The following is a 20,366-nucleotide window of genomic DNA, read 5'->3' on the forward strand; positions in this document are numbered from 1 at the left end:
CATGCGACAACTTATTTCATTTGCTGCCAGTTCTTGAACTTTTCGCTAACTTGATACAAGTTTTTGTATTGCAGTGCGGAATTTTGAGGAACAATTACAGGCTGGCCGCCCATACGTACAAACCCGTAGTCCCGGCCCGTCCGACGTTTCCTCACCATACCGCAACACGAAAGCAATCATGTCACTCACACAATTCAAAATCGGCACCCGGCTCGGGATCGGGTTTGCTGTCGTCCTCGGCCTGCTGGTGGCCGTCTTGCTCGTCGGCCTGTATTCCATGGGACAACTGAGCGCACGCACCCACGACATCGTGGCCGACAAGAACGTCAAGATGGCGGCCGCCAACACCATGAGCGACAACGTGCGCAACATTACCCTGGCGATCACCAGCGTGGTGGTGGCGCCGACGGAAGCGCTGGTGCAGGCGGAACTGGCGAAGATCGGCGAAGCGCGCAAGAAATACGGCGCCGCCAAGGAAACCTTGCAAAAGAAAATCTCGACGGACAAGGAAACGGCGCTGATGGCCGAGCTGGACGCGGCCCTGAAAGCGGGCGCGCCGCTGAACAACAAGGTCATCGAGCTGCGCAACGCGGGCCAGACGGAAGAAGCGATCGCCTTTTTGACGCAGCAGGCGGCACCGAGCCTGAAACGCGTGCTGGGCGCGCTCGACAGCCTGGTCGCGTATGAAGGCGAACAGGCGGCACAGGCCGCAACGCAAGCCGAGACGCTGAGCGCCAGCGCGCGCGCCTCCATGATCATCCTGGGCAGCGTGGCCGTGCTGCTGGGCGCATTCGTTGCCTGGATCATCACGCGCTCAATCACCCGCCCCATCAATGCAGCCGTGGCCGTGGCCGAAACGGTGGCCTCGGGCGACTTGTCTTCGCACATCGTCGTCAATTCCAGCGATGAAACAGGCCGCCTGCTGGGCGCCCTGAAAGCCATGAACGACAGTCTGTTGGGCGTGGTGGCGCAAGTGCGCCATGGCACGGATGCGATCGCCACGGCATCGAGCGAAATTGCCGCCGGCAACCTCGACCTGTCGTCGCGCACGGAAGAACAGGCGAGTTCCCTGGAAGAAACGGCGTCGTCGATGGAAGAACTGACCTCGACCGTGAAGCAGAATGCGGACAATGCACGCCAGGCGAACCAGCTGGCGAAAAGCGCGTCCGAGGTGGCCGTGCGCGGCGGCAGCATCGTCGCGCAAGTGGTCGACACCATGGGCACCATCAATGACTCGTCGAAGAAGATCGTCGACATCATCGGCGTCATCGACGGCATCGCCTTCCAGACCAACATCCTGGCCTTGAACGCGGCCGTGGAAGCGGCGCGCGCGGGCGAACAGGGCCGTGGCTTCGCCGTCGTGGCCACGGAAGTGCGCAATCTTGCCCAACGATCTGCCGGCGCAGCGAAAGAAATCAAGGAATTGATCGCCGCCTCCGTCGCCAACGTGGACACGGGTTCGCGCCTCGTCAATGAAGCGGGCCAGACCATGGGCGACATCGTCGACAGCATCGTGCGCGTGACCGACATCATGGGAGAAATCACCTCCGCCACGCACGAGCAGACCATCGGCATCGAGCAGATCAACATGGCCATTGCCCAGATGGATGAAGTGACGCAGCAAAACGCGGCCCTGGTGGAAGAAGCGGCGGCCGCCTCGCAAAGCATGCAGGAACAGGCGGGCGAGCTGGCGCACGTGGTGGGCTTCTTCAAGACGGGTAACCATGTTGCCAGCGTAAGCAAGCTGAGCCCAGCGCGCGCAGCCACGCCGGCGCCCGCCATCGCACGTCCTGTGGCCAAGCCCGCGCCCGTGCGCAAGGCCGTGGCGGCCGCGCCGGCGCGCCGCAGCAATGCCGCCGCCGAGAGCGAATGGGAAGAGTTTTAACTAATAGCAACATCCTCGCCATACGAAAGCCAGGCAGGAAGTTGCTGCCTGGCTTTTTTTCGTCCGCAATCGCCACTTTTTTTGCGGCAAAGCCCGCGCAATAGACAAAAGTGCAAAACGTGCAGCACGCATACGCTTTACAATCCTCGCTCGCTTTACAAAATATTGGTCATCATGAATCAGGCAGAACAGCAGCGCCTCCTGGCTATCCTGGAGTATTGGCACAAGATCGAATTCTTTATCCCGTTTGACCTGAATCAAATCACGGACGTCGAAGACCAGTCCACCGTGCGTCTCCTCCACCGCGAACAGCTGGCGCAATTGCCGCCGCAGTTCGCCACGCAATGGCAAGTCCCTTCCGACCGCGAGATCGACGGCTTTTCCCTCTTCCTCGGCGTGTTCGACAAGGCTGAAATCAACAAAGCTTGCCCGCCGGCCAACGGCCCGGAAAATATTGCCGAAACAGAAAAAACAGAGCTGCTGGGACGCTCGTGCTTTGCCCGCCTGAACCTCAACGCGCTGGGCGAGCCGCAGTTCGATCCCGTGTCCGTATCGACCTTGCCGTGGGCACTGGGGCGCGCCCGCACGCCGGACTGGTCGGGCCTGAGTCTGGACGCCTTCAGCGACAGCCAGCTGGCGCTGCAGGACAGCCTGCGCAACTTCGCGGCAAGCCGCGCGGCGCAGCAGATAACGGACGAAGCGGGCAATGTCTCGTCGCCCCTGTCCGGCATGGAAATCGCGGCCCTGGCCGACCTGCTGCGCGACTGGGCCGGTTTCCACCCGTCCGCCGGCCAGCCGCTGGCCGTGCTGGAATTGCGTACGCGCAAGAAACGCGCGGCCGCGACGGACGCCGATACGCTGGAGTCCAGCCAGACCCGCAGCCTGGACTTCGGCGACGCGGTGGAACCGTCGATCGATATCCTCAACAGTTTTTACCTCGATGACCTGGAGCAGATCATCCGCGCCTTGCGTGGCGGCAAGTTGCCCGCGACGGTCGCCGCCTATCTGACGCCGCTGGCGCAGGATGAGCGCATCGACCTGTACAGCCCGGCCGGACGCCAGGCGCTGGCCGCCATGCTCAATCCGGGCAATATGAACCGGGGACACTGGCTGGAAGACGCCAGCTACGCCATGAGCCTGATGCAGCAGTTCGCCATCCACGGCGCGCGCACGGGCTTGAGCGAGCGCGGCATCTTTTCCGTCAACGGTCCGCCCGGCACGGGCAAGACGACCTTGCTGCGCGAATTGTTCGCCGACAACATCGTGCGCCGCGCGGCCGTGCTGTCCTGCCTGGACCGCGCCGGCGACGCCTTCATCGGCAAGGTAGCCGTGGCCTTCGAAGGCGTGCGCGACCCGATCACCATCGCCCGCTTGCGTCCGGAACTGACGGGCTTTGAAATGGTCGTCGCCTCGTCGAACAATGCGGCGGTGGAAAACATTTCCGGCGACCTGCCGAAACCGAAACAGCTGGGCAAGGAATGGGCGCGCACGCGCTATTTCGAAAGCGTGGCGCGCCGCGTGGTGGCCGACGGCAATGGCGCCAACCGCGCCTTGACCGAAACGGAAGCCCCGTGGGGCTTGATGTCCTGCGCGCTGGGCAATAGCGCCAACCGCCGCCGCTTCGTCAGCAATTTCTATGACGACGACTGGGACAAAACCACGGCGCGCAAGACGCCGAATGCGCAGAATATCCGCCAGTGGCTGGCCAGCTACCAGGGCGTCAGCTTCGCCCAGGCGGCGCGCGAGTTCCGCGAGACGGAACACGTGGTGGAAAAGGCCCTGGCCGAGCACGCCCAGTACGCGGCCCTGTGGCAAGCCGTGGGCACGTGCACGGAAGCGGACTTCATGCAGGCCAGCCAGCAAGCGTTGATAGAAGCCGAGCAAGAAATGGATGCGGCCAATGGTGCCCTGTCCGGCGCGCTGGCGCAGCAGGACACCTTGCTTGCCAGCAAGAAGGAATTGCTGGAAGAAGAACGCCTGGTGGCGCTGACGCAACCCGGTTTCTTTGCCCGCCTGTTCGGAACAAAACCGGCGCGCGCCTACAAGGATGCCGTCGTGGCCAACGCCGAAGCGCAGCGCCAGGCCGCGCGCGACGTGTCCGCTATCAAGCTGCTGCTCAAGGGCGAGCTGGAGCCGCGCTGCGAGCGCGCCCGCAACAGCCTGCATATCGCCCTGCGCACGGCGCAATCGCGCCAGCGCGAATGGGACGACAGCACGGAACTGCTGCGCCGCGCGCGCATGCGCTTCCCCACCATCATCGCGCCGGCGACCCTGGACGAGCTGGACGGCGACGCCCTGCAGATTGGCGGCCTGTGGCATGAACCGGCCCTGGCGCGCCTGCGCTCGCGCCTGTTCGCCAAGGCCCTGGCCCTGCATGAAGCGTGGCTGGCGGAAGTGGCGAAAAAAGGCGGACCCGGCTTTGGCGGCAACTTGCTGGCCGTGTCGAAACTGCTGAAAAACAAGCGCGCCTACGACCAGTCGCACGTCGCCATGGTCTGGCACAGCCTGTTCATGGTGGTGCCTGTCGTGTCGACCACGTTCGCCTCGTTCGCGCGCCAGTTCCAGGGCATGGGCCCGGAATCGCTGGGCTGGCTGTTCATCGACGAAGCGGGCCAGGCCGTGCCGCAAGCGGCGCTGGGCAGCCTGTGGCGCGCCAAGCGCGCCATCGTCGTGGGCGACCCGCTGCAGATCGAACCCGTGTTCACCGTGCCGGGCCGCCTCGTGCAAACCTTGTCCGCCCTGTCGCCGCATACGCAGGATGGCAGTTACGCGCCGACTTCCGTTTCCGTGCAGACCCTGGCCGACAAGGCTAACCGCTATGGCGCGACGGTCGGCGCCCATAGCGCCCAGCCCCTGTGGATCGGCAGCCCCCTGCGCGTGCACCGCCGCTGCGTGGAACCGATGTTTTCGCTGGCCAACGCCATCGCCTATGAAGACAAGATGGTCTATGGGCTGGCTGAACGCACGCCGCCGGCCGGCGCGCGGGGCCTGACGCGGGGACCGAGCCGCTGGATCGACGCCGTCGGCGCCGTCAGCTACAAGCAGGTGGTGCCGGTGCAGCTCGATTTCGTGCTGGAAGTGCTATTAAAACTGTATCGCCGCGACGGCAAGCTGCCGGACATGTATGTGATCACGCCGTTCAAGGCCGTGCGCAACGAATTGCGTTCGCGCATCATGGACATGGACTGGGACCGCCGCCTCGGCTACGGCAAGGCGCCGACGGCGCGCGAACTGCGCCAGTGGAGCAGCCAGATGGTGGGCACCGTGCACACCTTCCAGGGCAAGGAACAAAGCGTGGTGATGCTGGTTCTCGGCGCCGACGACAGCACGGCCGGCGCCGCGCAATGGGCGGCAGCCACGCCGAATTTGCTCAACGTGGCCCTCACGCGCGCGCAGCATTATGTGTACATCGTCGGCAATCCGTTGCTGTGGGGCCAGTTGCCGCATTTTGCGCCAGCGTGCGCACAATTGCCGCATACGGGCATGCATGAGTTTTTGGTGGAAATGGGCTGATTGGCAGGCGTAGGTCGGATTAGCGCGCAAGCGCGTAATCCGACACCACCACCGTCAATATTACGCCGGGAAAACCAAGGTAAATGTCGTGGCGGCAGCGTCGGATGCCACGCTCGCGCTGCCGCCATGCAATTGCATGATGGCCGTGACGATGGCCAAACCTAAACCTGTGGAGGCGGCCGAGTCGCTGCGGGCCGGGTCGGCGCGGTAGAAACGTTCGAACAGGTGGGGCAAATGGCGCGCGGGGATGGCGGGCCCCAGGTTGCTCACGCTCAGTTCCACACCCGCGTTCGTCGCGTGCGAACGCAATAAAATCGTGCTGCCGGGCGCCGCGTGGCGGATCGCGTTCGACAGCAAATTGCCCAGTGCACGGCGCAGCAGTTGCGGCTCGGCCGTCACCGTGCCGCTGCCGTGGCAAGCCAGCGCCAGCTCGCGCTCTTCGGCCAGGCCTTCAAAGAAATCGGCCAGGCGCAAGAACTCGTCCTGCACGGGCAAGACTTGCTTGACGAGCACCATTTCATCCTGCTGCGCGCGCGCCAGAAACAGCATGCTGTCGATCATGCGCGACAACCGTTCCAGCTCTTCCACATTCGACGACACCAGCTGTTCATATTCGTGCGCGCTGCGTGGGCGGGCCAGCATGACCTGGCTTTGTCCCAGCAGATTGGTGACGGGCGTGCGAAATTCATGCGCCAGATCGGCGGAAAATTGCGACAGCCTCGCATACCCCTCCTGCAGCCGCGCCAGCATGGCGTTCAAGGCCTGGATCAGGGGCAGCAGTTCCGTCGGCGCGCCGCGCGCCTCCAGTTGCTGGCCCAGCTTGCCGGGCCGCACGAGGGCCGCGTGGGCGGCGATATTGCGCAGCGGCCGCAATCCCCGCAGCAGCATCACGCTGGCCAGTATCGCCGCCACCAGCGCGCTGATGGCGACGGAGACGACGATCTGCCAGCGGTAGGCGGCAAACATGGCCGTGCGGTCGCCGTAGACCCGGGCGACGACAATATCGGCCATCTGCGCCGGATCGCCGATGCGCGCGCTGGCCGCCACCACCCGGGCCGGATAGCCGTCGCGGCTGGTCCAGCTGACAATCGCACTGGCCGTGACGGGCGCATCGACGGCCACGGGAACAGCATGCGCGACGTTCTCGCCGTTCGGATTGACATCGATCAAACGCGTGCCATCGGCGCGCACGATGCGCACCAGGGAATTCTCTTGCCCGCTCATGGTGTCGCGGAAATACTGGGGCCGCTCACGGATGATGTCCAGGGTGCCGGCATTGCCGAGTAATTGCTGAATCTGCCGCAGTTTTCCCAGCAACAAAATGTCGTCGCGGCGCTCGATTTCCGCCACAAAGGAACGGTACAGATGCATGCCCAGCCCGGCCGACACGAGCGCCACGATCAGCACGAACACGAGCGTGACGCGCAGGGTCAGCGAGCGGCGGAGTTGCGCCAGCTTCATGCGGCTGCGCCGCTGTCGGGAGCGCTGGGCGCGCGCAATTCGCAGACATAGCCCATGCCCCGCAAGGTGTGGATCAGCTTGGGCTCGAACGGATCGTCGAGCTTGCTGCGCAGGCGGCGGATGGCCGCGTCGATGACGTTGGTGTCGCTCTCGAAATTGATGTCCCACACTTGCGAGGCGATGATGGAGCGCGAGAGCACTTCGCCCTGGCGCCGCGCCAATAAATGCAGCAAGCCGAATTCCTTGGCCGTCAGGGTGATGCGCTGGCCTTGCCGGCTGACCTTGCGTTTCATCACGTCGATTTCCATGTCGCCGATGCGGATCACGTCGTCTTCACGGGGCGGCCCGCGCCGCAGCAGGGTGCGGATGCGCGCCACCAGTTCGGCAAAGGCGAACGGTTTCACCAGGTAATCGTCGGCGCCCAGTTCCAGCCCTTTCACGCGGTCCTGCACTTCGTCGCGCGCCGTCAGGAAAATCACGGGCACGTCGGCGCCGCCCTCCTGCAGGCGCAGCGCGCGCAGCACTTGCCAGCCATCCATGATGGGCAGCATGACGTCAAGCACGATCAAATCGGGTGCGTCCGTGCCGGCCATGTGCAAGCCGTCGCGGCCATTGCGCGCCAGGCTCACCGTGAAGCCGGACTCGGCCAGGCCGCGCAGCAGATAGTCGCCCGTCTTCGGTTCGTCTTCAATGACCAGGATGCGCATGGCAGCTTTCTAAGGGGAATATAAGACCATTCTACGCCGCGCGCCGGGCACCGCGGATGATAAAAATGTCATGCGGCGATCATCTTCTCGTAGGGCAAGCCTGGCCATACTGACGCCATTCTTTTACATGGATGCCAGATGAAAACCCTACTTTTCGGCAGTACCCTGCTGTGCCTGCTGGCCAGCCCCGCCCATGCCCAGCTGCGCAAGGTCGATGAGCTGTCGCTGGCGGCGGCCAACAAGCTGGCCGATGCGGCCATCGCCGCGTGCCAGGCGCAAGGCCGGCATATCGTCGTCAGCGTGCTCGACCGTGGCGGCAATCTCGTGACCGTGCAGCGCGCCGATGGCGTCGGGCCGCATAACACGGAAGCGAGCCGGCGCAAGGCCTACACGGCCCTGTCGACGAAAAACGATACCCAGGCGCTCGCCGTGGCCGCGCGCGGCAATCCCGACATGGCCAATTTGACGACCGTGCCGGAACTGTTGCTGCTGGGCGGCGGCCTGCCTTTGCGCGCCAAGGGCGAAGTCGTCGGCGCCATCGGCGTCGCCGGTGGCGGTGGCGCCCTGCAAGACCGCGCCTGCGCCCATGCCGCCCTGGCAGCCATCCCTGAACTCGATTCCCCCACCCTGTGAAAGCAACAACGATGACCTATCTGAAAAAACTCACCGCCGCCCTGGCCTTCGCCAGCCTGTCCAGCATGGCGCTGGCCGCCAATCCCTTGAGCGTGCACATCCTCGACCTGCAAAGCGGCCAGCCGACGGCGGGCGTGACGGTGACCCTGGAGCAGAAAAAAGGGGATGCTTGGCAACAGCTGGGCAGCGCCGTGACGAATGCCCAGGGGCGCATCGCGGCCATGTATCCGGCCGATACGCCCATGCAGGCGGGCGATTACCGCATCGTGTTCAAGACAGGCGAACACTATGCACGGCTGAAACAGGAAACCTTCTTCCCGGAAATCCCCGTGCAATTTCACGTGGAAAAGACCGACCAGCACTATCACATACCGCTGCTGCTCAGCCCTTTCGGTTTCTCCACTTACCGGGGCAACTGAAGCTTAGAGCCTATCCCAGTAGATGAATACATCCCCTGCTGGCGCCCCTCAGAAGCGGGGACTGCGTTGATCGTCGTCGCGTGGCTCGCCACGCGTCCTCCTCACGCCTTGTCCGCGCTCCTGATGAACGGCCAGCAGAAGACGCTCCCTACTGGGATAGGCTCTTAGCCAAGCGTCTTCGCCGTCTGCCCGAACAGCACGCTTTTCGCGTCGCCGCTGACGGTGGGCTGCACATTGATTTCGGCCGCGCGGGCATACGCGCGCACGGTGGCGGGACGGGCGGCAATGGCCGCGAACCAGCGCGCCAGGTGCGGGAAGTCTTCCAGCTTCTGGCGCTGGCGCGCGTGCGGCACGATCCACGGATAGATCGCCATGTCGGCGATGGAATAGCTGTCGCCGGCAACGAAGGCCCGGTCGGCCAGGCGCTTGTTCAGCACGCCGTATAGCCGGTTCGTTTCGTTGACGTAGCGCGTGATGGCGTAGTCGATCGGTTCGGGCGCGTATTGCACGAAATGGTGGTTCTGTCCGGCCATGGGGCCAAGGCCGCCCATTTGCCAGAACAGCCACTGCATGACTTCCGCGCGACCGCGCACGTCGGCCGGCAGGAATTGCCCGCTTTTCTCGGCCAGGTATTGCAGAATCGCACCCGACTCGAACAGCGACAGGGGCGCGCCGCCATCGGCCGGCGCCTGGTCGACGATGGCGGGGATGCGGTTGTTCGGCGCGATGGCGAGAAATTCAGGCTTGAACTGCTCGCCCTTGCCGATATGCACGGGAATGATGTTGTAGGGGATGCCCGCTTCTTCCAGGAACATCGTCACCTTGTGCCCGTTGGGCGTGGTCCAGTAATACAGGTCGATCATCGTGGTCTTTCCAGGTAGATGAGTAGGGGCAGGCGCACTTGGCAGAACTATTGTCGCGCCGCAACTGATATGCATGGATATAATGCCACGTAAGCGGAAAACAAGACGGCGCCCCGGCAGCGCAAGCATTCACCAGCGCCGTCACGCAGGCATCCCGACATTCCAGAGCACAAACAAAGAAAGCCGACCATGCGCAAACTCCTGATCGTCACGCTGTCCGTCCTGCTGTCAGGCTGTGTCCAGGACTTCGCCATCTACATGTTCGATGGGCAAGACCATTCCCTGACCGTGCGCCGCCAGCAGCGTTATTTTTGGCAAGATACCGTGGAAGTACAGCTGATGGCCACCAACCTGCCGCAATGCCAGCGCCTGCATACGCTGTCGACCGATGCGCCGGCCGACATCAAGGTCGAGCTGTTCGCGGCCGGCGATGGCTTGTGGAATATCCGCATGGGCAAGCAGCTGTGGCAGGCGGAAACGAATACCTGCAATGAACTGACGGAAATGGAAAACGACCCGAAAGCCGACCTGGGCCAGCCGGTCGGGCAATTCGTGGTCGTCGATGACAAGCTGGAATTCGAGCCGGCACCGCAAGCGGCGGCGCCGGCCCGGTAAATCAGCGCGCCGCCAGACTGCGCAACGGTTTTTTCGCCACGGCGCGCGGCGCGCCAGCCGAGCTTGCCGCCAGACGCGGCGACGTTCCCGGCTCCTGCGCCGACAATTTGAAGCGCGCCACCAGCTGCGCCAGCACGGCCGCCTGGTCCTGCATGCTCGACGCCGCTGCCGCCGCCTCTTCCACCAGTGCCGCATTTTGCTGCGTCACGCTGTCCATTTCCGTGATCGCCTGGTTGACGTGGCCGATACCCGTGCTTTGCTCGTGCGAGGCGGCCGTGATGTCGGCCATGATGTCGGTCACGCGCGAGACGGAAGCGACCACCTGATCCATGGTCGTGCCCGCCTGTGCGACGAGCGTGCTGCCGGCCGCGATGCTGTCGACGGAAGCGCCGATCAGTTCCTTGATTTCCTTCGCCGCGCCCGCCGAACGCTGCGCCAGGTTGCGCACTTCCGACGCCACCACGGCAAAGCCGCGGCCCTGCTCGCCGGCCCGGGCCGCTTCCACGGCCGCGTTGAGCGCCAGGATATTCGTCTGGAAGGCGATGCCGTCGATGACGCCGATGATGTCGACGATCTTGCGCGACGAAGCGTTGATGGTGTCCATCGTGCCGATCACTTGCGCCACCACGGCGCCGCCCTGGCGCGCCACGGCGGAAGCGGACTGCGCCAGTTCATTTGCCTGCACGGCATTGCCCGCGTTTTGCGTCACGGTCGAGGTCAATTCCTCCATCGAGGCTGCCGTTTCTTCCAGCGAACTGGCTTGCATTTCCGTGCGCGCCGACAAGTCCATATTGCCGCTGGCAATCTCGCTCGATGCCGTGGCGATCGTTTCGGCGCTGTGGCGGATTTCGCTGATCGCGTCGACCAGGTTGGCTTGCATGGTTTTCATCGCGTACAGCACGCTGTGGCGGTCGCTGGCATGCGTGCGCACGACGCCGCTCAAATCGTTGTTCGCGATCTTTTCCGCCACGTCGGCCGCATATTCAGGGTCGCCACCCAGCGCATGGCGCAGGCTGCGGTTGATCACGACGACGACGGCCGCCAGCAGGCCGCACACCAGCAGCAGCACGCCCAGCGAGGTGAGCAGCGACTGGCGGAAGGCCGCGTCGATATCATCCATGTACACGCCCACCACCAGGGTCCAGGCCCACGGTTTATAAGCCACCACGCGGCTCATCTTCGGTTCGGGGGTCTTCTGGCCGGGACGGGGGAAATAATAGTGGACGAAGCCCTTGCCCGCATCGCTCTTGCCGACGGCAACGATGTCGCGGTACAGATAGGTGCCGTTGGCATCTTTAAAATCCGACATGTTCTTGCCATTGGTTTGCGGCGCGGCGGGATTCATCACGACGACGGCATCGAGGTTGATGATGGACAAATAGCCGGTCTCGCCGAAACGCATGCTCTTGATGACGGCGGTGGCCTGCTTTTGCGCTTCTTCCTTCGTCAGGGCGCCGCTGGCGGCCAGGTCGCCGAACATCTTGACGGCGCCCAGGCCCAGGTCGGCGGCATTGCTCAGGTCGGCGCTGCGCTCTTCGATGCGGATCTTGCGGATTTCCAGGGCGTTATAGACAAAAATAACGGTGATGCACAACAGGCTGCAAATCAGGGGAATCCATAACTTCTGCTGGAACGTCAATTTCTTCATGCTGTGTCTCCAACTCTCTATTGTGCGGCGAAGGGGCGTGGCCCGCTTCCAGCTCTGCAGGCCAGGAATGCGGCGGCGACGGTGCTCTGGCGGCACCGTTCAGACGTCTCCAGCATACGCTCGAACGACCGATATTTACAATGCCGGGAAGCAATGAATTTTGCCCGGTGTTGTTAATGCGTTGCGACAATTGATGAGAATTCATGCTGCGTCGCAATAAAAATGCTGGCTGCGGCCGCCCTTCTTTTACGCTACAGTCATTACAGTTGCTTACCGCGCAGGGAGTCCCATGTCGACCACGTTAACCTGGCAAGGCTTTGCCATCCTGTCGGCCGTGTTTGCGGCCCTGACGGCCATCCTGGGCAAGCTGGGCGTGGCCCATCTGAACAGCAACATGGCCACCCTGATACGCACGGGCGTCATCCTGCTGGTGACGGCGGCCATCATCTCGCTGCGCGCGGAATGGCAGCGCCCCAGCGGCGGCAACTGGGTGGGCTGGACCTGCCTGATCGCCTCGGGCGTGGCCACGGGGCTGTCGTGGCTGTGCTATTTCCGCGCGCTGCAGCTGGGGCCCGTCTCGCTGGTGGCGCCCGTCGACAAGCTCAGCGTGGCGCTGGTGATGCTGGCCGGCTGGCTGGTGCTGGGCGAGCCGTTCACCCTGAAAGCGGCGGCCGGCGGCGGCTTGATCGTGCTCGGTTCGCTGATTTTGCTACTCTGAGGCATTCCACGGCACGCGGCGGCGCGCCTGTGTCAGAATGCACGCCGCATAGATCGAATCACGAAAGAACAGCATGACCAAGAATGAAGCCATGAAACGCATCAACGACCGCCTGGGCAAACCCACGCTGACGGACAAGAACACGCATTTTGCCAGCGTCGCCAGCTATGGCACGGACGAAGGCTGGTGGCTGAAGATCCCCTTCCTGACGTTCAAGCAGGAATTGCACTTCATCCTCAACAACGAAAAGACGAAAAGCTTCCAGCACCTGAAGATCGGCGCCAACCAGATCCTCAGCCCGGGCATGAAGTTCCGCAGCACGGGCGGCGCCGCCGACGCCTTCATGTCGGCCTCGGCGCCGAAACGCCTGGTCGACTTGCTCGACGGCGGCAGCAAATACAACTTCACAAAACACTTTGTCAACGATTATCGCTACTAAAACACCTGACCAAACCTACTGCGCGGCGCGCTTTGCGGCCTGCGATGCTCACCGTACTAGAAGTACGGTTGCGCTTCTTAGCCACAAATCACTGCCGCTCGCTACGGTTTTGTCAGGTGCTCTTGAGTTTGCCAGCCCTCCCTTGGCGGCAGCCACGCCTTGATCAAATGCTGGGCGATGTCGAGCGCGTCGTCGCGGCTGGTGCCAAAGTGTAAAGGGTAGCCCCAGAACTGGCCGAACATGACGGCGAAGGCCTTGCCGGCCAGGCGTTTGGCCGCGCTCGGCTCGACCAGCACCATGCCCTGGATATACGCGCGCAGGGCGGCCTTGTGCCGTTTCATCCACAGCACGGCGCGCTTGCGCGCCTCCTGCGGATGGTCATGGCCATCCTCGTCCAGGCCTTCGTCGCTGAGAATCACAAACGCCTGCTGGCGCGCCAGCAGGGATTCGAACTGGGCGAACAAGGCTTCGTCGTGGCGCTCCGCGGCAGGATCGCGGCGCATCCAGACGAGGGGAAAATCGGTGATATCGAGTTGCATGGGAGACTCCTTCAAGGGGGTTGCCGTTCCTCCTGGCCTTCATCAGAACTCTGGCGGCGGCGGTTGCCGTTGAAGCGGGGCTGCGGATAGCCATACGATACCGATGACGGCGTCCGACGTCATTGCATACAATAGCCACAATATTGTTCAATCCAGCCAAAGTATTCCCATGCCCCACCCCCTCTTGCCCAGCATGCTGACGGCCCACCTGGGCCTGGACACCGGCGCCTCCATCATCGATTTCGACGTCGACGGCGTGCTGCGGCCCCTGCTGGCCGTGGGCCTGGCCAGCGTGCCCGAGGATGCGGAGCAGGCGCCGCACCAGCACCGCAAGGGGCAGCTGCTGTACGCCACGCGGGGCGTGATCCATTGCGAAGTAGAAAGTGGGGTGTGGATCGTGCCGCCCCAGTGCGCCGTGTGGATACCGGGCGGCCTGATGCATTCAGCGCAGGGCGTGGGCGAGGCCGAGTGCTACTGCCTGTTTGTCGAGCCGGCCACGGCGCCGGCCTTGCCCGCCGTCTGCTGCACCGTGGCCGTCTCGCCCCTGTTGCGCGAACTGATCGCCAAGGCAGCCGGTTTTCCCACCCTGATCGCGCTGCAGGGCGCGCAGGAACGGCTGGTGGCCACCCTGCTCGATGAATTGGCGGTCGCGCCCGTGGAAGACTTGCATCTGCCGATGCCGCGCGATGCGCGCCTGCGCCGCCTGGCCGCCCTGCTGCTGGCGCAGCCCGCCGATAAAAGCACCCTGGCCGAGTGGGCCGGGCGCATCGGCATGAGCGAGCGCAGCATGACCCGGCAGTCGCTGGAGGAAATGGGCATGAGCGTGGGCCGCTGGCGCCGGCAACTGCACGTGATCCTGGCCTTGCAACGGCTGGCGCAAGGCCACAGCGTGAAAGCGGTGGCGCTGGAACTCGGTTATGAAAACACCAGCGGTTTTGTCACCATGTTCCGCAAGGCGGTGGGCAAGCCGCCGGCCCGCTACCTGGCGGAACGCGAATCCGGACGCGCATGAAAAAAGGCGGCATATGCCGCCTTCGTCCCGCATCGTCGCCGAAAATCAGACTTCGCGCGCCAGGGCCAGAAATTCCGTGCGCAGCGCCAGGTTCGGCTGCATCTCGCCCAGCATGGCCGAGGTGATGGTTTCTTCGCCCGGCGTGCGGATGCCGCGGCTTTCCATGCACAGGTGACGGCAGCGCACGACCACGCCCACCGATTTCGGTTCCAGCACTTCCATCAGCGCATTGGCGATCTGCATCGTCATGCGTTCCTGCACTTGCAGGCGCTTGGAGAAGCAATCGACGAGGCGCGTCAGTTTCGACAGGCCGACGATCTTGCCGTTGGGCACGTAGCCGATGGTGGCCTTGCCGAAGAACGGCGCCAGGTGGTGTTCGCAATGGCTGTAGACGGGGATGCCGCGCACGACGATCAGCTCGTTGTACTGTTCCGCGCCATCTTCAAACGCTTTCAGCAAGTCCACCGGGTCCTGGCCGTAGCCGGACGTCCAGTGCTTCCACGCCTTGGCCACGCGGGCCGGCGTTTCCAGCAAGCCAGGACGCTGCGGATCTTCACCCAGGCTGCTGATCAGCCGGCGCCAGTCGTTTTCGGAGAATTCTTCTTGAGACATGCTAAACCACCCTAAAATTTTCAATTGCCGCCAGTATATAGAAAATGCGGCAGGCTGCCTGAGCAGCCTGTGGTTTACGACTGCGCCGGCGGCCGGTGCGCGCCGACCAGCAGCGCGGAAATCGACACGCTCGAACTCGCTTCCGGCCACGCATCACCGGGGCCGAACCAGCGCGCCTCGGCGATCTCATTTTCGTCGAGGCGAATCTCGCCATCGAGATAATCGGCCGTAAACGCGATCATCAGCGAATGGGGAAACGGCCAGGATTGGCTCATGAAGTACTGCAAGTTATGCACGCGCAAGCCCACCTCTTCCATCACTTCGCGGTGCACGGCTTCCTCGATCGATTCGCCCGCCTCCAGGAAACCGGCCAGCGGACTGAAGCGCTGCGATGGTGAATGCTTGTGCATGGCCAGCAACACCTGCTCGCCCTTGCGGATGAGTACCATCATGGCGGGCGAGATGCGCGGGTAGGCCAGCATGCCGCAGGCGGCGCACGTGAAACAGCGTTCGCCGCGCGTGCGCTGCATGGGCGTGGCGCACACGCCGCAATGACGGTGCGTGCGCGCCCACTCGGCCAGCTGCACGGCGCGGCTGGCCAGGCCCAGGAAGGTATCGTCGACGGCGTTGAACAGCGAACGCATGCCGTGATACGCCAGGGGACTGTCGGCGGGCAGCAATTCCGTATCCGTCCAGACGGTCTGGCAATAGCGGCCCTGCCACCAGCCCACGGGCTGGGCACGGCTCAGGTCGATACCGAGCGCGGCCGCCTCGGCGGCCGTGGGCAAGAGCAACGCGGGCGTACGCAACAGCAGGCGTCCGCGGTGAAAGACGAAGGTGAGCGTCTCGGTGGCGGCCGGGGCCGGTTCGGGCGTGTCGATCAGGGGGACGAAGGCATCGGGAGTCTGGAGCATGCTGGAGGTCGCTTGTAAAGGTTGCTCATCATACTCCCGCCGCCGGATGCCTGCGCGCGTAGCAGCGACGGGGCCGCAAGGCAAGTATTCATGCGCCATCACCGTGTTTTTTTTGCGGCACACGCAATTCGTTGCGTAAACGAGACTGATAACGATTCTCATTTACGAATTAGCGCCCGATAATTACAATGTCTGCCAACCCGTCCATCGCCAGCCACTTGCCCGCGTGCCACCGCACCGCCGCGCAGCGCCAGCCAGGAACCACTACCTGACCTTATCGAGAGAGCAAGATGGCAATCAAGAGCCGCAAACACGCCCCAACCCGTTTCAACCAGCACATCGGCGCCGCCCTGGCCGTGATGCTGCTGCCCGTCGTCGCCCAAGCGGCCGACCCGGCCGGCCAAAGCGCCCCGGCATCGCAGCAAACCCTGAACGAAATCAAGGTCGTGGGCTCCAAGGAAAATGATTTCAAGGCCGAAAAAGCCTCGTCGCCGAAATACACGGAAGAGCTCGTCAATACGCCGCAAACCATCGTCGTGATCAAGAAGGAATTGATCGAACAGCAAGGCGCGCTGACCCTGACGGATGCGCTGCGCAACACGCCGGGCGTCGGTACCTTCTTCCTCGGTGAAAACGGCAACACGAACACGGGCGACGCCGTCTACATGCGCGGTTTCGATTCGTCGGGCAGCATCTATGTCGATGGCGTGCGCGACGTGGGCTCCATCTCGCGCGACGTCTTCAACATCGAACAGATCGACGTATTGAAGGGCCCGGCGGGCACCGATAGCGGCCGCGGTTCACCGACCGGTTCGATCAACCTGGTCAGCAAGACGGCGACCATGGAAAACAAATTCAACTCCCTGCTGACGGCCGGCAGCGGCAAGCAGAAGCGCGCCACGGCCGACTGGAACCGCGTCCTCGACAGCGATACCGGCACGGCGCTGCGCCTGAACCTGATGACGCAGGACAGCGGCGATCCGGCGCGCGACGAAGTCAAGAACAAGCGCTGGGCCTTCGCGCCGACCGTTACCTTCGGCATCGGCAAACCGACGCGCATCACGGCCAGCTACCTGCACGTGGACCAGGACAACGTACCCGACGGCGGCGTGCCGACCATCGGCTTGCCTGGCTACTCGACGCCGGATGTCGCCACGAAGGAAAAACCGGTCGTCCGCACCTTCCTGAATGGCGCCGCCAAGGTCGATCCGAAGAATTTCTACGGTTCCACGTCGGACTACAACAAGGTCAAGGCCGACATGGGCACCTTGCGCATCGACCATGATTTCTCGCCCAACGTGCAGATTCAAAACACCACGCGCTATGGCAAGACCAAGCAGGATTACCTGCTGACGGCCTTCATGGGCAGCACCGCCAACCTGAAGACGCCGGTCGCCACCGATCCGTCGACCTGGACCCTGGCGCGCTCGCTGCGCACCGTCAAGGACCAGGAAAACACGATTCTGACCAACCAGACCGTGGTCAGCGCACAATTCGACACGGGCGTGCTGAAGCACTCCGTGGTGGCCGGCGCCGAATTCACCAGCGAAAAACAGACCAACTACAGCTATGTGCCGGCCAGCCTGGGCACCTTGCCGGACGCCAATCTGTACCATCCGAACCCGCGCGATCCCGTTACCGGCCACAAGCCCGTGCGCAGCGGTGCCTTCACCGAAGGCGAAGTCAACACGCAAAGCCTGTATGTGTTCGACACCGTCAAGTTCGGCGACAAGTGGCTGTTCAACGGCGGCGTGCGTTTCGACCATTTCAACACCACGTATGACGCCGTCACCCTGCAAACGGCCGTGACGCCGCCCGCGGTACAGCCATTGCCAGTGGGCACGCCGATTCCGACCCATCTGACCCTGAGCGACACCTTGGCCAACGGCAAGATCTCGGCCATGTACAAGCCGACGCCGGACAGCAGCGTGTATGCCTTGCTGGCCACGTCGAAAGCGCCACCTGGCGTCAACTTCGCCCTGAGCAGCGGCGCCAGCAGCGCGCAAAACCCGAGCTATGACCCGCAGGAAACCCTGACCAAGGAAATCGGCACCAAGTGGGACTTCCTGAAGCAAAAACTGTCGTTCTCGGCCGCCGTCTACCAGACCACCGTCAAGAATGAAGTGGAACAGGATCCTGTCATCCCCACGATTTACTATCAAACAGGCAAGAAGCGCGTGGAAGGCCTGGAACTGGGCGTGGTGGGCGAGATCATGCCGAACTGGCTGGTCAGCGCCGGCTATACGCGCATGAATACCAAGGTCGAGTCGGGCAAGGTCGTCACGGCCAGCGGCGTAAATAACCTCAGCTACACGCCAAAACAGGCGTTCACCAGCTGGACCTCGTACACCCTGCCCTTCGGCCTGAAGATCGGCGGCGGCGCGCGTTACGTGGGTGAAATGCTGCGCGGTACCGATGGCGCCGTCGGCACCCCGGCCCGCGTGGATGCCTACTGGGTCTTCGACGCCATGGCAACCTACACCGTCAACAAGAACCTCGACTTGCAGCTGAACGCCTACAACCTGGCCGACAAGACCTATGTGGCAGCCATCAACAAGTCCGGATTCCGCTACACTCCGGGCCAGCCCCGTTCGTTCAGCCTGACGGCGAATATCAAGTTCTGACGTCAAGAAAACAGGTATTACGCCACATCCAGCCCCTCCTCGCAGGGGCTTTTTTATTGTCCTGATAATCTTGTCTTTTTGGCGTACCGCCACCCTGCCGCGACTAGCGTATGAAAAGTCATACAGCGATGGCCCGCCGCGTCCAATATTTCGCGCAAACGTGCAAAGTTGCAACATCTAAGCAACAAAAAAGCCTCCTCAAATCAACAACTTAAGAAGTTAGGTCCCAAATTCCGATTTCAGGCATATCCTTTGCTATGTACAGGTTTTGCTGCAAATAATCGCTGGCACGCAAGGGCTTGTTTTTGAGAAATATTGGCTCCAAGCTTGAGTTGCTCGCAATCAATAATCCGCTCACAGCGGCGTTTCACCGGAGGAGTCAAAATGAAAAAGAAACGGCCATTAACCCTGTACATCCTGATTGCCATGATCCTCGGCATTGCCGTCGGTTATGGATGCCATTCCGCTTTCCCCGATGCGGACATGAGCAAGCAAATCGCTGGCAATATTTCCATCGTCACCGACGTCTTCCTGCGCCTGATCAAGATGATCATTGCGCTGCTGGTGTTCTCCACCCTGACGGTCGGCATCGCCCACATGGGCGACGGCAAGACAGCGGGCCGCATCGGCCTGAAAGCCATGTGCTGGTTCGTGGTCGCCTCGCTGGTCTCGCTGGCGCTGGGCATGGTGCTGTCGAACCTGATGCAGCTCGGTACCAACCTGGGCTTGCCATTGCCGGACGTACACGCTTCAACGAATCTGAAAACGGCCGCCTTCACCTTGAAAGATTTCTTCACGCACCTGGTGCCGAAGTCGCCGATCGAGGCCATGGCCAACAATGAAATCCTGCAAGTGCTGGTGTTCTCGATCTTCTTCGGCGGCGCATTGGCCGGCCTGGGCGAGTCGGGCAAGACCCTGACGGCCGTCGTCGACCAGCTGGCGCAAGTCATGCTGCGCATCACCGGCACCATCATGAACCTGGCCCCACTGGCCGTGTTCGCTGCAATGGCTTCCGTCATCACCACGCACGGCCTGGGCGTGCTGGTCACGTTTGCCAAGTTCATGGGCGGCTTCTATCTGGGCCTGATGTGCCTGTGGGCCCTGCTGATCGGCGCAGGCTTCGTCGTCATCGGCCCGCGCATCTTCAAGCTCGTCGGCCTGATCCGCGAACCATTCCTGCTGGCATTCTCGACGGCCAGCTCGGAAGCGGCCTATCCAAAACTGCTGACGGCGCTCGACCAGTTCGGCGTGGACCGCAAGATTTCCAGCTTCGTGTTGCCGATGGGCTACTCCTTCAATCTGGACGGCTCGATGATGTACTGCACCTTCGCCGTGCTGTTCATCGCGCAAGCCTACGGTATCGACCTGTCGATCGGCACGCAGATCACCATGCTGCTGCTGCTGATGCTGACCTCGAAAGGCATGGCCGGCGTGCCGCGCGCCTCGCTGGTGGTGATTGCCGCGACCCTGAACCAGTTCAATATTCCGGAAGCGGGCCTGCTGCTGCTGATGGGCGTCGACCAATTCCTCGACATGGGCCGTTCGGCCACCAACGCGGTCGGCAATGCCGTCGCCACGGCCGTCGTCGCCAAGTGGGAAGGCGGCCTGGCCACCGAGGAGGAAGCAGCCGCGGCCAACGCGGCCAGCCAGAACACGGAAAGCCATTGGGGCGAAGCGGATCACGCTAGCAAAGCCTGATAGCGCCATGGCCCGCCACAAGCGGGCTATTTATTTGTTGTCCATGTTGAGTAACAAGCAGTCAGG

The 20,366-nt window shown here is 62.9% G+C and carries 17 protein-coding genes; 10 read left to right on the forward strand and 7 right to left on the reverse strand.

The genetic code is table 11. The annotated features are described in order from the left end of the window. Window positions 1-178: 178 nt before the first annotated feature. Both ACQ4WQ_RS26425 and ACQ4WQ_RS26430 read left to right on the forward strand, forming a co-directional pair. Complete coding sequence (locus ACQ4WQ_RS26425) at window positions 179-1,885, forward strand: methyl-accepting chemotaxis protein (protein ID WP_436501135.1); 1,707 nt, start codon at window positions 179-181, stop codon at window positions 1,883-1,885. 174 nt (window positions 1,886-2,059) lie between these two features. Beyond that, a complete protein-coding gene (locus ACQ4WQ_RS26430; RefSeq protein ID WP_436501137.1) occupies window positions 2,060-5,398 on the forward strand; it encodes a DEAD/DEAH box helicase in 3,339 nt (1,112 codons plus the stop codon). 60 nt (window positions 5,399-5,458) lie between these two features. On the opposite strand, the gene ACQ4WQ_RS26435 is transcribed toward ACQ4WQ_RS26430, so the two are convergent. Together ACQ4WQ_RS26435 and ACQ4WQ_RS26440 are read right to left on the reverse strand one after the other, a co-directional pair. Further along, a complete protein-coding gene (locus ACQ4WQ_RS26435) occupies window positions 5,459-6,859 on the reverse strand; it encodes a heavy metal sensor histidine kinase (protein WP_436501139.1) in 1,401 nt (466 codons plus the stop codon). After that, window positions 6,856-7,566 carry a heavy metal response regulator transcription factor gene (locus tag ACQ4WQ_RS26440; RefSeq protein ID WP_326456787.1) on the reverse strand — a complete coding sequence of 237 codons (711 nt, stop codon included), beginning with the start codon at window positions 7,564-7,566 and terminating at the stop codon, window positions 6,856-6,858. Before ACQ4WQ_RS26440 ends, ACQ4WQ_RS26435 begins: the two co-directional genes overlap by 4 nt. 138 nt (window positions 7,567-7,704) lie before the next feature. Here ACQ4WQ_RS26440 and ACQ4WQ_RS26445 point away from each other — a divergent pair, with 138 nt between their 5' ends. Together ACQ4WQ_RS26445 and uraH are read left to right on the forward strand one after the other, a co-directional pair. Continuing rightward, window positions 7,705-8,199 carry a GlcG/HbpS family heme-binding protein gene (locus ACQ4WQ_RS26445; protein ID WP_326456788.1) on the forward strand — a complete coding sequence of 165 codons (495 nt, stop codon included), beginning with the start codon at window positions 7,705-7,707 and terminating at the stop codon, window positions 8,197-8,199. 11 nt (window positions 8,200-8,210) lie between these two features. Further along, on the forward strand, window positions 8,211-8,618 hold the full coding sequence (uraH, locus tag ACQ4WQ_RS26450) for a hydroxyisourate hydrolase (RefSeq protein ID WP_436501142.1): 408 nt from the start codon (window positions 8,211-8,213) through the stop codon (window positions 8,616-8,618). 164 nt (window positions 8,619-8,782) lie between these two features. Here the strand turns inward: uraH and ACQ4WQ_RS26455 are convergent, their stop codons facing one another. Next, a complete protein-coding gene (locus ACQ4WQ_RS26455; protein ID WP_326456790.1) occupies window positions 8,783-9,481 on the reverse strand; it encodes a glutathione binding-like protein in 699 nt (232 codons plus the stop codon). Between the two features lie 189 nt (window positions 9,482-9,670). Here ACQ4WQ_RS26455 and ACQ4WQ_RS26460 point away from each other — a divergent pair, with 189 nt between their 5' ends. Next, window positions 9,671-10,096, forward strand: coding sequence for a hypothetical protein (locus tag ACQ4WQ_RS26460; RefSeq protein ID WP_326456791.1), 426 nt, complete (start codon window positions 9,671-9,673; stop codon window positions 10,094-10,096). A gap of 1 nt (window position 10,097) precedes the next feature. Here the strand turns inward: ACQ4WQ_RS26460 and ACQ4WQ_RS26465 are convergent, their stop codons facing one another. Further along, on the reverse strand, window positions 10,098-11,744 hold the full coding sequence (locus tag ACQ4WQ_RS26465) for a methyl-accepting chemotaxis protein (RefSeq protein WP_436501144.1): 1,647 nt from the start codon (window positions 11,742-11,744) through the stop codon (window positions 10,098-10,100). 289 nt (window positions 11,745-12,033) lie between these two features. Between ACQ4WQ_RS26465 and ACQ4WQ_RS26470 the strand changes: the two genes are divergently transcribed. Beyond that, complete coding sequence (locus tag ACQ4WQ_RS26470; protein ID WP_436501146.1) at window positions 12,034-12,462, forward strand: EamA family transporter; 429 nt, start codon at window positions 12,034-12,036, stop codon at window positions 12,460-12,462. Between the two features lie 73 nt (window positions 12,463-12,535). Next, entirely contained in the window at window positions 12,536-12,901 is a 366-nt protein-coding gene (locus tag ACQ4WQ_RS26475; protein ID WP_034781254.1) for a hypothetical protein, read from the forward strand. A 101-nt stretch (window positions 12,902-13,002) separates the two neighbouring features. Here ACQ4WQ_RS26475 and ACQ4WQ_RS26480 read toward each other — a convergent pair whose 3' ends face one another. Then, window positions 13,003-13,440: a hypothetical protein gene (locus tag ACQ4WQ_RS26480; protein ID WP_436501148.1), complete on the reverse strand. Its 438-nt coding sequence runs from the start codon at window positions 13,438-13,440 to the stop codon at window positions 13,003-13,005. 193 nt (window positions 13,441-13,633) lie between these two features. On the opposite strand from ACQ4WQ_RS26480, the gene ACQ4WQ_RS26485 reads away from it, so the two are divergent. After that, window positions 13,634-14,452: an AraC family transcriptional regulator gene (locus tag ACQ4WQ_RS26485; RefSeq protein ID WP_436501291.1), complete on the forward strand. Its 819-nt coding sequence runs from the start codon at window positions 13,634-13,636 to the stop codon at window positions 14,450-14,452. A gap of 45 nt (window positions 14,453-14,497) precedes the next feature. On the opposite strand, the gene folE is transcribed toward ACQ4WQ_RS26485, so the two are convergent. Both folE and nudC read right to left on the reverse strand, forming a co-directional pair. Next, on the reverse strand, window positions 14,498-15,064 hold the full coding sequence (folE, locus tag ACQ4WQ_RS26490) for a GTP cyclohydrolase I FolE (RefSeq protein WP_034781250.1): 567 nt from the start codon (window positions 15,062-15,064) through the stop codon (window positions 14,498-14,500). Between the two features lie 74 nt (window positions 15,065-15,138). Continuing rightward, window positions 15,139-15,978, reverse strand: a complete 840-nt coding sequence (gene nudC, locus ACQ4WQ_RS26495; protein ID WP_436501150.1) for an NAD(+) diphosphatase — start codon at window positions 15,976-15,978, stop codon at window positions 15,139-15,141. A gap of 290 nt (window positions 15,979-16,268) precedes the next feature. Here nudC and ACQ4WQ_RS26500 point away from each other — a divergent pair, with 290 nt between their 5' ends. Further along, complete coding sequence (locus tag ACQ4WQ_RS26500; RefSeq protein WP_436501152.1) at window positions 16,269-18,602, forward strand: catecholate siderophore receptor Fiu; 2,334 nt, start codon at window positions 16,269-16,271, stop codon at window positions 18,600-18,602. 384 nt (window positions 18,603-18,986) lie between these two features. Beyond that, window positions 18,987-20,300: a dicarboxylate/amino acid:cation symporter gene (locus ACQ4WQ_RS26505; RefSeq protein ID WP_326456797.1), complete on the forward strand. Its 1,314-nt coding sequence runs from the start codon at window positions 18,987-18,989 to the stop codon at window positions 20,298-20,300. The last annotated feature ends 66 nt before the right edge of the window (window positions 20,301-20,366 follow it).

The sequence above is a fragment of the Janthinobacterium goodfellowi genome (assembly GCF_051380695.1).
Classification (GTDB): domain Bacteria; phylum Pseudomonadota; class Gammaproteobacteria; order Burkholderiales; family Burkholderiaceae_D; genus Janthinobacterium.

Bases quoted from the DNA above. Each gene is read 5' to 3' on its own strand.
- ACQ4WQ_RS26425 (WP_436501135.1), top strand. From the start codon at position 179: ATGTCACTCACACAATTCAAAATCGGCACCCGGCTCGGGATCGGGTTT.
- ACQ4WQ_RS26430 (WP_436501137.1), top strand. From the start codon at position 2,060: ATGAATCAGGCAGAACAGCAGCGCCTCCTGGCTATCCTGGAGTATTGG.
- ACQ4WQ_RS26435 (WP_436501139.1), bottom strand. From the start codon at position 6,859: ATGAAGCTGGCGCAACTCCGCCGCTCGCTGACCCTGCGCGTCACGCTC.
- ACQ4WQ_RS26440 (WP_326456787.1), bottom strand. From the start codon at position 7,566: ATGCGCATCCTGGTCATTGAAGACGAACCGAAGACGGGCGACTATCTG.
- ACQ4WQ_RS26445 (WP_326456788.1), top strand. From the start codon at position 7,705: ATGAAAACCCTACTTTTCGGCAGTACCCTGCTGTGCCTGCTGGCCAGC.
- uraH (WP_436501142.1), top strand. From the start codon at position 8,211: ATGACCTATCTGAAAAAACTCACCGCCGCCCTGGCCTTCGCCAGCCTG.
- ACQ4WQ_RS26455 (WP_326456790.1), bottom strand. From the start codon at position 9,481: ATGATCGACCTGTATTACTGGACCACGCCCAACGGGCACAAGGTGACG.
- ACQ4WQ_RS26460 (WP_326456791.1), top strand. From the start codon at position 9,671: ATGCGCAAACTCCTGATCGTCACGCTGTCCGTCCTGCTGTCAGGCTGT.
- ACQ4WQ_RS26465 (WP_436501144.1), bottom strand. From the start codon at position 11,744: ATGAAGAAATTGACGTTCCAGCAGAAGTTATGGATTCCCCTGATTTGC.
- ACQ4WQ_RS26470 (WP_436501146.1), top strand. From the start codon at position 12,034: ATGTCGACCACGTTAACCTGGCAAGGCTTTGCCATCCTGTCGGCCGTG.
- ACQ4WQ_RS26475 (WP_034781254.1), top strand. From the start codon at position 12,536: ATGACCAAGAATGAAGCCATGAAACGCATCAACGACCGCCTGGGCAAA.
- ACQ4WQ_RS26480 (WP_436501148.1), bottom strand. From the start codon at position 13,440: ATGCAACTCGATATCACCGATTTTCCCCTCGTCTGGATGCGCCGCGAT.
- ACQ4WQ_RS26485 (WP_436501291.1), top strand. From the start codon at position 13,634: ATGCTGACGGCCCACCTGGGCCTGGACACCGGCGCCTCCATCATCGAT.
- folE (WP_034781250.1), bottom strand. From the start codon at position 15,064: ATGTCTCAAGAAGAATTCTCCGAAAACGACTGGCGCCGGCTGATCAGC.
- nudC (WP_436501150.1), bottom strand. From the start codon at position 15,978: ATGCTCCAGACTCCCGATGCCTTCGTCCCCCTGATCGACACGCCCGAA.
- ACQ4WQ_RS26500 (WP_436501152.1), top strand. From the start codon at position 16,269: ATGGCAATCAAGAGCCGCAAACACGCCCCAACCCGTTTCAACCAGCAC.
- ACQ4WQ_RS26505 (WP_326456797.1), top strand. From the start codon at position 18,987: ATGAAAAAGAAACGGCCATTAACCCTGTACATCCTGATTGCCATGATC.